9 protein-coding genes are annotated in these 13,047 nt (G+C 71.7%); all 9 read left to right on the plus strand.

The features are described 5' to 3' along the window. Positions 1 to 633 precede the first annotated feature (633 nt). The 9 genes from AB0K37_RS34675 (at position 634) to AB0K37_RS34715 (ending at position 12,974) form a co-directional block, all read left to right on the plus strand. Entirely contained in the window at positions 634 to 1,800 is a 1,167-nt protein-coding gene (locus tag AB0K37_RS34675; protein ID WP_363988301.1) for a glutamate--cysteine ligase, read from the plus strand. A 367-nt stretch (positions 1,801 to 2,167) separates the two neighbouring features. Continuing rightward, positions 2,168 to 3,412: a M20 family metallopeptidase gene (locus tag AB0K37_RS34680; RefSeq protein ID WP_363988324.1), complete on the plus strand. Its 1,245-nt coding sequence runs from the start codon at positions 2,168 to 2,170 to the stop codon at positions 3,410 to 3,412. 271 nt (positions 3,413 to 3,683) lie between these two features. Then, positions 3,684 to 4,742: a BMP family ABC transporter substrate-binding protein gene (locus AB0K37_RS34685; RefSeq protein ID WP_363988304.1), complete on the plus strand. Its 1,059-nt coding sequence runs from the start codon at positions 3,684 to 3,686 to the stop codon at positions 4,740 to 4,742. 164 nt (positions 4,743 to 4,906) lie between these two features. After that, positions 4,907 to 6,445, plus strand: a complete 1,539-nt coding sequence (locus tag AB0K37_RS34690; protein WP_363988307.1) for an ABC transporter ATP-binding protein — start codon at positions 4,907 to 4,909, stop codon at positions 6,443 to 6,445. Next, a complete protein-coding gene (locus tag AB0K37_RS34695) occupies positions 6,442 to 7,770 on the plus strand; it encodes an ABC transporter permease (protein ID WP_363988310.1) in 1,329 nt (442 codons plus the stop codon). Before AB0K37_RS34690 ends, AB0K37_RS34695 begins: the two co-directional genes overlap by 4 nt. Beyond that, the gene (locus AB0K37_RS34700) at positions 7,767 to 9,125 is read left to right on the plus strand and encodes an ABC transporter permease (protein ID WP_363988313.1); all 1,359 of its coding nucleotides are present in this window, start codon (positions 7,767 to 7,769) and stop codon (positions 9,123 to 9,125) included. Before AB0K37_RS34695 ends, AB0K37_RS34700 begins: the two co-directional genes overlap by 4 nt. A gap of 167 nt (positions 9,126 to 9,292) precedes the next feature. Continuing rightward, complete coding sequence (locus AB0K37_RS34705) at positions 9,293 to 9,697, plus strand: cytidine deaminase (protein ID WP_363988316.1); 405 nt, start codon at positions 9,293 to 9,295, stop codon at positions 9,695 to 9,697. A 58-nt stretch (positions 9,698 to 9,755) separates the two neighbouring features. Beyond that, the gene (locus AB0K37_RS34710) at positions 9,756 to 11,030 is read left to right on the plus strand and encodes a thymidine phosphorylase (protein WP_363988319.1); all 1,275 of its coding nucleotides are present in this window, start codon (positions 9,756 to 9,758) and stop codon (positions 11,028 to 11,030) included. A 90-nt stretch (positions 11,031 to 11,120) separates the two neighbouring features. Continuing rightward, complete coding sequence (locus tag AB0K37_RS34715; protein WP_363988321.1) at positions 11,121 to 12,974, plus strand: Xaa-Pro dipeptidyl-peptidase; 1,854 nt, start codon at positions 11,121 to 11,123, stop codon at positions 12,972 to 12,974. Positions 12,975 to 13,047: the final 73 nt, after the last annotated feature.

Genomic DNA, 13,047 nt, shown 5'->3' on the forward strand with positions numbered 1-13,047 from the left:
CGGCGCCGGCCGGGGCGGCGGCGAGCGCGGGGGCCGCCGCGAGCGAGGCGGCCGCGACCGGCACGGTGATCAACGTCAGGGCGCGGCGGACGCCGGCCGGCCCTCGTCGCTGTCCTGGCAAGCTCCCGACGCTCCTCAGTCCCATGGGAGCGCGATCGCTCCCGGCGCGCAGGCGCCCAACGCCCATGACTCCCCCCGAAGACTAGGCGACCTATCCGGCGAAGAGGTACCCGATCGCGAATCCGGCAAGCGCGGGGCGCAGGCGACGGACGTGACGAGAGGGTGCAGCGGTCATATCCCGGTACGTAAGGGGCGGGGCCGATCGGTTACGATCCGTCATGGACGAGACTTTGAGACGGGCTGACGGTATTTTGGACGGACTGACTAGTTCGATCTAGCGGTGCGAACGCCAAGATCATGACCGAAAAGTAGGACGTCCGCCCCCCTTCCGACGGCTCGCATGAGTCAATTGATCCGCAAAGGGCATGGACGCCCGGCAGGGGGCGGGCACGGACGCCATCATGGAACGAACACGTGACCTGGACCGGCGTTTGTCCAGGCTTAGGGACCCGCTGGCTGAATTGCGCCACGTGCCACGCAACGACCTGCAAGGATTGTGGACGGAGGTTGGCCGTGGCCATTGACTTCAACGCATCGCACGGGTCGACGCTCGGCGTCGAGTGGGAGATCCAGCTCGTCGATGCGGAGACCAGGCACCTGCGGCAGGACGCACGCGAGGTGCTCGCAGCCCTGCCTTCGCTCAGCGACGACGGCGACAATCCCCGCGTCCGGCACGAACTGATGGAGTCCACCATCGAGGTGGTGACCGGGATCAGCGACACCGTGGGGGAGGCCAAGGCCGACCTGGCCGGCACTCTCACCGACCTGCGCGCCGCCGCCGACGACCGCGGCCTCGCCCTCGCCTGCACGGGCACCCACCCGATCAGCGACTGGCGGGAGGCGGTGATGGCGCCCATGGGGCGCTACGCCAAGCTGGTCGAGGAGATGCAGTGGCTGGCCCGGCGCATCCAGACGTTCGGCGTTCACGTCCACGTCGGCATCTCCGACGGCGCCAAGGCGATCCCGATCGTCAACGCGCTCTCGTCCTACCTTCCGCACTTCCTCGCGCTCACCGCGTCCAGCCCGTTCTGGAGCGGCAGCGACACCGGCCTCGCGTCCTGCCGGGCGGTCGTGTTCGGCCAGCTGCCCACGGCCGGGCCGCCCCATCTGCTAGACGACTGGGCGGCCTTCGAGGATTACATGGACACGCTGATGCGTTCGGGAACGATAAGGAGCATCAAGGAGGTCTGGTGGGACATCCGGCCGCATCCTGACTTCGGCACCGTCGAGATCAGGATGTTCGACGGGATTCCCACCCTGCGTGAGGTGGGGATGGCCGCCGCTCTGTGCCAGAGCCTCGTCACGCTGTTCGAGCAGCAGCTGGACCGCGGGTACACGCTGCCGCGGCCGGCCGCCTGGGTGGTGCGCGACAACAAGTGGCGCGCCACCAGGTACGGGCTCGACGCCATCGTCATCACCGACGACACGGGGAGCACCGCTCCGCTCCGCGACGACCTGTACGAGCTGATCAGGGAGCTGGAGCCGGTCGCCGACCGGCTCGGCTGCGCCGAGGAGCTCAAGGTCGCCGGCGAGGTGCTGGAGCACGGCGCCCCGTACGAGCGCCAGCGCGCGATCCGCGCCGGCGGAGGGACGCTGGAGAACATCGTCGACGCGGCGATCGCCGAGCTCGCGGAGGACAGGTTCGTCACACTGGGGGAGGTCGCACATGCCGGAGCGTGAGCAGCCGGACGGCGCCGGGAACCCCGCGAACACCGGTCCCGCGAGCACCGATCCCGCGAGCAGACCCGAGAACCGCACCGCATCCACCAACGAGAACATCACCCGGCGGGCGCCGCTAGGCTCCGCCATCGCGCAGGGGGCGCACATGACACATCCGGGACCCGGGGTGATGCCCGGCCTTGAACCACCCGCCGCCCCGGGACACGAGAGTCCCGAGGGCCGGGAGGACCGGGGCGCCGTCTCCGGCGCCGCCGGAGTGAACGGGACGGCCGCCGGCGGGCCCGCACCGCACGACGCCGAGGGCTCGGCGCGGCGGGACGCGTCCGCCGCGGCGACCGGAGCCCCGGTCGTGGCCGGGGTCCCGGCGGTGCTCGGCGGCGCCGTGCTGCAGCCGCAGCTCGACGCGTTCCTCGCCGGGCACGAGGCGGAGCTGATCGCCTTCCGCCGCGACCTGCACATGCACCCCGAGCTCGGCTACTCCGAGCACCGCACGACCCGCAGGCTCGCCGAGCGGCTCCGCGCGGCCGGGCTGGAGCCCGTGATCCTGCCGAAGGGCACCGGGCTGTTCTGCGACATCGGCCCCGCCGACGGCACGACCGTGGCACTGCGGGCCGACATCGACGCGCTCCCGCTCCAGGACGAGAAGGAGGGCGTCGCCTACCGGTCGACCGTCCCCGGCGTCGCGCACGCGTGCGGCCACGACGTGCACACCACGATGGTGCTGGGCGCGGGCCTGTTCCTGGCCCAGCAGGCGGAGGCGGGGCTGCTGCCCGGCCGCGTCCGGCTGCTGTTCCAGCCCGCCGAGGAGACGCCCGGCGGAGCGCTGGACGTGATGGCCGCCGGCGGCATCGCGGGCGTCGACCGCGCGTTCGCGCTGCACTGCGACCCCCGCATCGAGGTCGGCCAGCTCGGGCTGCGCACCGGCCCGATCACCGCGGCCTGCGACAAGGTCTACGTGAAGGTCACCGGGCCCGGCGGGCACACCGCCCGGCCGCACCTGACCGCCGACCTGGTCTACGCGCTCGCCAAGATCGTCACCGAGCTGCCGTCCGCGCTGTCGCGGCGCGTCGACCCGCGCTCCAGCCTGTCGCTGGTGTGGGGCCGCGTCTCGGCCGGGTCCGTCGCCAACGCCATCCCCGACGACGGGATCGCCGAGGGCACCGTCCGCTGCCTGGACGACGAGGCGTGGCACCGGGCCCCGGAGATGATGAAGGCGCTGCTGCAGTCGGTCGCCGCCGCCTACGACGTGGAGGCGTCGCTGGAGTACGTGCGGGGCGTCCCGCCGACCGTGAACGAGGCGGCCAGCGTCCAGATGTTCCGCGACGCCGCCGCCCAGGTCATGGACGAGGACGGCGTCGTGCCGACCCCGCAGAGCCTCGGCGGCGAGGACTTCGGCTGGTACCTGGAGTCGATCCCCGGCGCGCTCGCCCGGCTCGGCGTCCGCACTCCCGGCTCGCCCGGCGAGTACGACCTGCACCGCGGCGACTTCGACGTCGACGAGCGGTGCATCGCCGTCGGCACGAAGGTGCTGAGCGCCACCGCGCTGACCGCGCTGTGGGACGGCGGCCGTCCCGGCGACGCCGAGTCGATCGAGGGCGCCGCGCTGGCCTAGACTCCTCCCGCCGGCCGGGCTTGATCACCAGGGGTAATCACCCGGCCCGTCGCCTTCCGTCCTTTCGGACGTCCGCGCACGAGGGCCTCGCGCGCCGGTCAGCGCCGTCCATGGCGGCGCTGACCTGTGGCGATATGCCTACGCATTGGTAACGGACCTGTTGCGAAACCGTGCAAGCGAGAGGTTTGCCCTCATTCGCGAGGTAGCGTCCTGACGATTTCGGTGACCGGATCTGTCACCGGACCGTGGGTGGGACGGAAGGAGCGCTACCTTGCGCCGTGGACTGAAGATTACGCTCGTCACCGTGACGGGTGCGGCGCTGACGCTCAGCGCTTCCGCGTGCGGTGGCAAGAAGGCCGACAGCGGTGACGACGGCGGCGACGGCAAGAAGACCCTCAAGATCGGTCTGGCCTTCGACATCGGCGGCCGCGGCGACCAGTCCTTCAACGACTCGGCCGCCGCGGGCCTCGACAAGGCCAAGAAGGACCTGGACGTCAAGACCGAGGAGATCTCCGCCAAGCCGGACGAGCCGGACTCCGACAAGGAGTCGCGCCTGCGGCTGCTGGCCAACAAGGGCTACAACCCGGTCATCGGCGTCGGCTTCGCCTACACGGCCTCGATCAACAAGGTCGCCAAGGACTTCCCGAACACCAAGTTCCTCGTCGTCGACGCCGACCAGTGCAAGGTCGAGGGCGCCAACGTCAGCGGCGCCTGCTTCTCCGAGGAGCAGGGCTCCTACCTGGTCGGCGCCGCGGCCGCGCTGAAGTCCAAGACCGGCACGATCGGGTTCATCGGCGGCGTCAACGTCCCGCTGATCAACAAGTTCTTCGCCGGGTACCAGGCGGGCGCGAAGAAGGCCAAGCCGGGCATCAAGGTGCTGCCCGCCAAGTACCTCACCCAGCCCCCGAACTTCAACGGCTTCAAGGACGCCGGCCTCGGCAACGAGGCGGCCAAGGGCCAGCTCGACCAGAACGCCGACGTGATCTACCACGCGGCGGGCGGCGCGGGCATCGGCGTCATCAAGACCGTCGGCGCGGCCAAGAAGTGGGCGATCGGCGTCGACTCCGACCAGTACAACCAGCCCGCGGTCGCCGGGGTGAAGGCCCAGATCCTGACGTCCATGGAGAAGCACGTGGACGTCGCGGTCTACGACTTCGTCGAGAGCGTCGCCAAGGGCACCTTCAAGGCCGGCACCAAGCAGTACAACCTGAGCAACGACGGCATCGGCTACGCCACCTCCGGCGGCAACGTCGACGACATCAAGGCCAAGCTGGACGAGCTGAAGGCCGACATCGTCAGCGGCAAGATCACGGTCCCGACCAAGGCCTGACGCCGCGGCCGGGACGCGGGAGCACGCTCCCGCGCGGCGACGTGCCGGCCGGTCCCGCCGGCCGACGGCTCGCACCGGGCGCCATCTCGTGGTGGCGCCCGGTGCGGCGGCACGTTTCCCCGTCCAGGACCTCTCTCACGTTCTAGGCAGGAGGAGGGGCACTCGTGCCTGACCAGGTGCCGGCCGTGCGGCTGACATCGATCACCAAGCGGTTCCCCGGAGTGGTGGCCAACCGCGACATCAACCTCACCATCGAGCGCGGCGAGGTGCACGCGCTCTGCGGTGAGAACGGCGCCGGCAAGTCCACGCTGATGAAGATCCTTTACGGGATGCAGCGGCCGGACGAGGGCACCGTCGAGGTCGACGGCGAGCAGGCGGCCTTCCGGACGCCGGCCGACGCGATCGCCCGCGGCATCGGCATGGTGCACCAGCACTTCAAGCTGGCCGACAACCTCACCGTCCTGGAGAACGTGATCCTCGGCGCCGAGCCCCGCGCCAGGGGCCGGCGGCGCGGCCGGATCGACTTCGCCGCCGCGCGCGCCAAGATCAAGGAGATGTCGCAGGCGTACGGGCTGCGCGTCGACCCCGACGTGCTGGTCGAGACGCTCGGCGTCGGCGAGCGCCAGCGCGTGGAGATCCTCAAGGTGCTCTACCGCGGCGCCCGCGTGCTCATCCTGGACGAGCCGACCGCGGTGCTCGTCCCGCAGGAGGTCGAGGAGCTGTTCGGCAACCTGCGCGAGCTGCGCGCCGAGGGGCTGACCGTGCTGTTCATCTCCCACAAGCTGGACGAGGTGCTGACCGTCGCCGACACGATCTCGGTGATCCGGCGCGGCACGACGGTCGCGACCCGGCTCGACCCGCGGGAGGTGACGTCCCGGCGGCTGGCCGAGCTGATGGTCGGATCCGAGCTGCCCACCCCGGAGCTGCGCGAGTCGACCGTCACCGAGGACGTCCAGCTGGACGTGGCCGGGCTCACCGTGCTGACCCCCGAGGGCCGTCCCGTGGTGGACGGCGTGTCGCTGCGCATCCGCCGCGGTGAGATCGTCGGGCTGGCCGGGGTCGAGGGCAACGGGCAGACCGAGCTCATCGAAGCGATCATGGGGATCCGCGGCGCCGACGCGGGGACCATCGGCTACGGCGGCGAGGACATCACCTCGTGGGCGACGCGGCGGCGCCGCGAGGCCGGCATCGCCTACATCCCCGAGGACCGGCACCGGCACGGGCTCATCCTGGAGGGGACCCTCTGGGAGAACCGCATGCTGGGCCACCAGACCCGGCGCCCGAACGTGCGCGGCCCGTGGGTCGACCGGCGCGGCGCCCGCCGCGACACCACCCGGATCGTCCAGGCCTACGACGTGCGGACGCCGGGGATCGACGTGCCGGCCGCCGCGCTGTCGGGCGGCAACCAGCAGAAGCTCATCGTCGGGCGGGAGATGTCCGGCGACCCGCGGCTTCTGATCGCGGCGCATCCGACGCGCGGCATCGACGTCGGCGCCCAGGCCGCCATCTGGGAGTACCTGCGGCAGGCCCGCGCGGACGGGCTGGCCGTCCTGCTGATCAGCGCCGATCTTGAGGAACTCATCGGTATGTCCGACACCCTGCACGTGATCCTGCGGGGACGGCTGGTCGCGGAGGTCGATCCGCGGACCGTCACCCCCGAGGAGCTCGGCTCCGCCATGACCGGCGCCGGAGCGCCCGCATGAGCGACGAGCGCAAGGACCTGAACCCGGCGGGCGAGGAGCCCGCGGACGGCGGGGAGCCGGCGGGCGCGACGCCCCCGGCCGGCGTCCCCGCGCCGCGTCCGGGCGAGAGCCCCGAGCCCGGGGGGCCGCCCGCGAAGGCGTCCGGTCCGGTGGAGCCGGAGACGGTGCCGGCGTGGAAGGCGATGCTGCGCGGCCTCGGCCCGCGGGGTCTCGGCCTGAAGATCGGCGCGCCGGTGCTGGCGCTGCTGATCTCCCTCGGCATCACGATGATCCTGCTGCGGGTCACCGGCGCCGACCCGGTCAGCTCGATCCAGAGCATGATCGACTACGGCACGACCGACAACTCGATCGTCGACATCATCAACCGCGCCACCCGCTACTACCTGTCGGCCGTGGCCGTGGCCATCGGGTTCCGGATGGCGCTGCTGAACATCGGCGTGGACGGCCAGTACCGGATCGCCGCGTTCCTCGCCGCCGCGCTCGGCGGCGCGCTGGCGCTGCCCGCCCCCCTCGGCCAGATGCTGACGATCGTCGCGGCGATGGTGGTCGGCGGGCTGTGGGCGGCGATCGCGGGCGTGCTGAAGGTGACCCGCGGGGTCAGCGAGGTGCTGTCCACGATCATGCTGAACGCGATCGCGACCGGCCTGATCGCCTACCTGCTGAACGACAAGCGGCTCGCCGAGGTGCGGCCGGGCAGCAACAACGTCGCGACGCCGCAGATCCCCGAGTCGGGACGGGTCGGCGGCCTGAACGGCTTCCTGTCCTCGATCGGCATCGACCTGCCGGGCGACGTGTACGGGCTGCTGCCGCTGGCGATCCTGGTCGGCGTCGTGTTCTGGGTCGTCATCAACCGCACGCGGTTCGGGTTCGACCTGAAGGTGTCGGGGCTGTCGCCGTCGGCGGCGCAGGCCAGCGGCGTCAACGCCCGCCGCATGATCGTCTACACGATGGTCGCGTCCGGCGTGGTGGCGGGCCTGATCGGCATGCCGGAGCTGCTCGGCGCGTCCTACGAGTACTCGCTGAACTTCCCGGCCGGCCTCGGCTTCACCGGCATCACGGTCGCGCTGCTCGGCCGCAACCATCCGGCCGGCATCGCGCTGGCCGCGCTGCTGTTCGCGTTCCTCGACCAGACGTCCGACGTCCTCCAGGAGGTCGACGTCCCGAAGGAGATCGTCGGAGTCATGCAGGGCGTGGTCGTGCTGACCGTCGTCATCGTGTACGAGCTCGTCCGGCGCTGGGAGATCCGGCTGCAGCAGCGGGCCGTCGCCGCCGAGCTGGCCACCGGCCACGACCTGGCCCGCGAGGCCGCTGGGAGCGCCTCATGAGCACCGCCACCGAGACGGCCCCGGCCCGGAAGGCCGCGGGCGGCGCGCGCCGGCTGCGCTGGCCGCACTACCTGATCATCGCGTCGGGCCTGCTGGTGCTGCTGTCGCTGGTCCGGGTGATCGACGACGCCGACCCGGTGACCTCCAGCGGGACGGTCAGCGCCGCGCTGCGCCTCGCCGTGCCGATCTTCCTGGCCGGGCTCGGCGGCCTGTGGTCCGAGCGGTCCGGCGTGATCAACATCGGCCTCGAGGGCATGATGATCCTCGGCACCTGGACGGGCGCCTGGGCCGGCTACCAGTGGGGCCCGTGGATCGGCGTCCTCGCCGGGATCATCGGCGGCGCGCTCGGCGGGCTCCTGCACGCCGTCGCGACCGTGTCGTTCGGCGTCGACCACATCGTGTCCGGCGTCGCGATCAACATCCTCGGGCTGGGGCTCACCCAGTTCCTCGCCGGGCTGATCTTCGACAAGGGGGAGGCGAAGGCGCTCGGCGGCGGCCCCCGGCAGTCGCCCCCCGTCGATCCGGTGCAGACGCTGACGCTGCCGGTGCTGTCCGGCGGCAAGGTCGGCGACTGGCAGAGCCCGGACTGGCTCGGCTCGCTGGAGAAGCACCACTGGTTCCTGGTGTCGGACATCGCGGGCATCGTGCGCGGCCTGACCAGCGACATGTCGCTGCTGACGCTGGTGGCGCTGCTGCTCGTCCCGGCCAGCTTCTTCGTGCTGTGGCGGACGGCGTTCGGGCTGCGGATCCGTTCGTGCGGCGAGGACCCGTACGCGGCGGAGTCGCTCGGCGTGCAGGTCTACCGCATGAAGTACGCGGCCGTCATGATCTCGGGCGGTTTCGCGGGCCTGGCGGGCGCGTTCCTCGTGACCGTCGCCGCGCCGTTCTACCAGGACGGCCAGACCAACGGGCGCGGGTTCATCGGCCTCGCCGCCATGATCTTCGGCAACTGGCGTCCGGGCGGCCTCGCCGCGGGCTCGCTGCTGTTCGGCTACACCGACGCGATGAACGTGCGCGGCGGCGGCCAGTCGGTGCACGCGCTGCTGCTGTTCGTGGCGATCCTGCTGATCGGCGTCGCGGTCTGGCAGGGCGTGCGCGCGAACCGGCTGCTCCCGCAGGCGGCGCTGGACGTGGCGCACCGCCGCGACATGCGCGCCGCCGTCGTCGGCTCCGTGCTGTCCCTGGTCGCGGCCGCCGCGCTGCTCACGTGGTTCCTGCTGAGCGACCTCGTCCCCGGCGAGCTGGTCTCCTTCACGCCGCACCTGACGACGCTGCTCGTCCTGGCCCTGGCCAGCCAACGCCTCCGCATGCCCGCCGCCAACGGGCTCCGCTACAGGCGTGGTGAGGCGCGCTGACCGACGGCCGGAGCGCAGCGGAGGACGTCGGTCAGCTGCTGTTGTCGGGGGTTTGGGGGCCGTCCCCCGAGGGGGTGTTGGTCCGACGGCCGGAGCGCAGCGGAGGACGTCGGTCAGCTGCCCTTGTCGGGGGTTTGGGGGGTCGTCCCCCCAGAAAGGTAGGGCTCATGGAGATCGATTGGCCTGTTCTGCGCGCTGCGGCGCGGGAGGCTATGGAACGTGCCTACTGCCCGTACTCCGGGTTTCCGGTCGGGGCCGCCGCGCTGGTGGACGACGGCCGGGTGATCACCGGGTGCAACGTGGAGAACGCCTCGTACGGCGTCGGGCTGTGCGCGGAGTGCGCGGTCGTGTCGGCGCTGCACGGGCCCGGAAAGTCCGAGCGGCCCCGGCTGGTCGCCATGGCGGTGGTCGACCGGCACGGTGATCCGCTGATGCCGTGCGGCCGCTGCCGGCAGCTGCTGTGGGAGCACGGCGGCGCCCCGATGCTGCTGGAGACGACGCGCGGCATCCTGCCCATGTCGGACGTCCTACCGGACGCGTTCGGTCCCGACGATCTCGTGGACCGGGCCTGACCGACGCACCCTGGCCGGCACACCCTGGCCGGCACTGTTTCACCTTTGAGAGGATTTCGTGGACGCCACCGATGTCATCCGTGCCAAGCGGGATGGGGGGACGCTGACCCCCGAGCAGATCGACTGGGCGGTGGACGCCTACACGCGGGGCGTGATCGCCGAAGAGCAGATGTCGGCGCTGGCGATGGCGATCCTGCTGAACGGCATGTCGCGGGCCGAGGTGGCCCGGTGGACCGAGGCGATGATCCGGTCCGGGGAGCGGATGGACTGGTCGGCGCTGGACCGTCCGACCACCGACAAGCACTCCACCGGCGGGGTCGGCGACAAGATCACCCTGCCGCTGGCGCCGCTGGTGGCGGCGTGCGGGGCGGCGGTCCCGCAGCTGTCGGGGCGCGGTCTCGGGCACACCGGCGGGACGCTCGACAAGCTGGAGTCGATTCCGGGCTGGCGGGCGTCGCTGTCGAACGCCGAGATGCTGGACGTGCTGCGCTCGGCGGGCGCGGTCATCTGCGCGGCGGGCAGCGGCCTCGCGCCCGCCGACCGCAAGCTCTACGCGCTGCGGGACGTGACCGGCACGGTGGAGTCGATCCCGCTGATCGCCTCCTCGATCATGTCGAAGAAGATCGCCGAGGGCACGGGCGCGCTGGTGCTGGACGTCAAGGTCGGCTCGGGAGCGTTCATGAAGACGGCGGACCGGGCCCGCGAGCTGGCCGAGACGATGGTCGCGATCGGCGCCGACCACGGGCTGCGCACGGTCGCGCTGCTGACCGCGATGGACCGTCCGCTCGGCAACGCGGTCGGCAACGCCGTCGAGGTGGCCGAGTCGGTGGAGGTGCTCGCCGGGGGAGGCCCGTCCGACGTGGTCGAGCTGACCCTGACGCTGGCGCGGGAGATGCTCGCCGCCGCCGGGATCTCCGGGAGGGACCCGGAGGACGCGCTGAAGGACGGCTCCGCCATGGACGCCTGGCGCCGCATGATCACCGCGCAGGGCGGCGACCCGGACGCGCCGCTGCCGGCCGCCCGCGAGACCCATGTGGTCACCGCCCCGTCCTCGGGCGTGCTGACCAGGCTGGACGCCTACGGGGTGGGCGTCGCGGCGTGGCGTCTGGGCGCCGGCCGGGCCCGCAAGGAGGACCCGGTCTCGTTCGGCGCGGGCGTGATCTGCCATGCCAAGCCGGGCGACACGGTCGAGGCGGGCCGGCCGCTGCTGACGCTGCACGCCGACGACGAGGCCAGGTTCGGTCGCGCGCTGGAGGCCCTGGACGGCGCCTTCGACATCGAGGCAGGCGGCACCGTGCCCGCGCTCCCCCTGGTCATCGACCGGATCGCGTGAACAAGCCGGTTTGTTAAGAATCACCGTTGACGGGCGTTGTGTCCGCTCTGGAAGCTGATCAGGTTTCTCTCAGCAGCCAAGGAGCGGACGTTGCGACTCTCACTCCTACCCGCCGCGGCGCTCGCGGGCGCGGTCGGCCTCGCGGCCGGCACGGTGCCCGCGTACGCCGACGCGGGACGTCCTCACATCGTGGTGAAGGACGGCAAGACGCAGCCCACGTTCTCGTTCAAGGACGCCATCCGCGAGAAGGTGTTCGTCGAGACGACCGTGGACAGCGACCACGACGGCAAGCGCGACCGCGTGTCCGTCTACATCACCCGCCCCAAGGAGACGGGCGGCGGCCTGAAGGTCGCCTCGATCCTTGAGGGCAGCCCCTATTACGCGGGGCTCCAGGACCCGCCGTACCACCCGGCCGACGTCACCGACTACCCGCGCCTCGCGCCGTGGACGCCGCCGCCCGGTCCGCCCGGACCGACGAGCTACTCGCGCGTCTACTACGACAACTACTTCGTCTCCCGCGGCTACGCCGTCCTCGCGGCCGACACCCTCGGCACGGGCGACTCCGACGGCTGCCCGACCGCCGTCGGACCGAACGAGGCGCAGGGCATGAAGTCGGTCATCGAGTGGCTCACCGGCAAGGCCACCGCGTACGACGCCCAGGGCAACCAGATCCGCGCGGGGTGGTCGACCGGGAACGTCGCCATGGCCGGCAAGTCCTACGACGGCACGCTGCCCCTGGCGGCCGCCGCGACCCGGGTGTCCGGCCTCAAGACGGTCGTGTCCATCTCCGGCGTGTCCAACTGGTACGACGAGTACCGCGCCAACGGCGGCGTCGTCGCACCGGACGGCTGGGAGGGCGAGGACCTCGACCTGCACGCCAAGGCCGTCCTGACCCGGCGCGACCCTGAGGTCTGCGCGCCCGTCATGCACGACCTCGAAAAGAAGATGGACCGGGTCACCGGCGACTACAACCGGACCTGGGACGAGCGGAACTTCGCCAAGTCCGCGCCCCACTTCAAGGCCAGCGTGTTCATGACCAGCGGCCTCGCCGACTGGAACGTCAAGCCGATCCAGATGTCCCTGCTGTGGGACGGCCTGAAGAAGGCGGGCGTCGACCGCAAGTTGTGGATCCACCAGGCCGCGCACGACGAGCCTCTGGACGTCCGCCAGAGCGTGTGGCTCGAATCCCTGAACCTCTGGTTCGCGCATGAGCTCTACAACGTCCGCAACGACATCATGCGCCAGCCCAAGGTCGACCTGGAGCGCACCCCCGGGCAGTGGGAGACGCACAAGGACTGGCCGGAGGCCTCGGCCCGCCCCGTGCCGCTCGGCCTGTCGGCCAAGGGCCTCGGCGAGCGCGGCGCCGGCACCCAGCAGCTGGTGGACGACCCGTCCCGCAAGGCCGAGGAGCTGGCCGCGAACCCGGACGCGGCGGACCCGAACCGCCTGGTCTACCTCACGCCGAAGCTGACCAAGGCCGTGCGGCTCAGCGGCACGGCGCGGATCAAGCTGCGCGCCTCCGTCGACGGCCGCTCGCCGTACCTGTCGGCCCTCCTGGTCGACTACGGCTCCGACGAGCGCGTCTCCGGCTTCGCCCCGACGTCCGACCGGTGGTGCTACGGCGACTCGATCCCCGGCGACGAGGGCTGCCGGACCGTCCGGAAGTACACCACCGCCGTCAGCCCGTTCAAGATCGTGACGCGCGGCTGGACGGACGTGCGCAACCGCGAGTCGATCTGGCGCAGCACCCCGGTGAAGCCCGGCAAGGACTACACGTTCAGCTGGCCCATGCAGCCGTACGACTACGTCTTCAAGCCCGGCCACCGGATCGGCCTCATGGTGCTGGCCACCGACCACGCCTACACGCTCCGCTACCCGGCGGGCACGAAGGTCAAGGTCGACCTGCATGGCAGCACCCTGACCCTGCCCCTCACCAGCGGCTGACCCGGCAGGGCACCGTCCCGCGCCTTCCTTGGGTCCGGCCGTGGGGGGCGCCGCGCCGCACACGGCGTGTGGG

The sequence above is a fragment of the Actinomadura sp. NPDC049753 genome (assembly GCF_040674655.1).
Classification (GTDB): domain Bacteria; phylum Actinomycetota; class Actinomycetes; order Streptosporangiales; family Streptosporangiaceae; genus Spirillospora; species Spirillospora verrucosospora.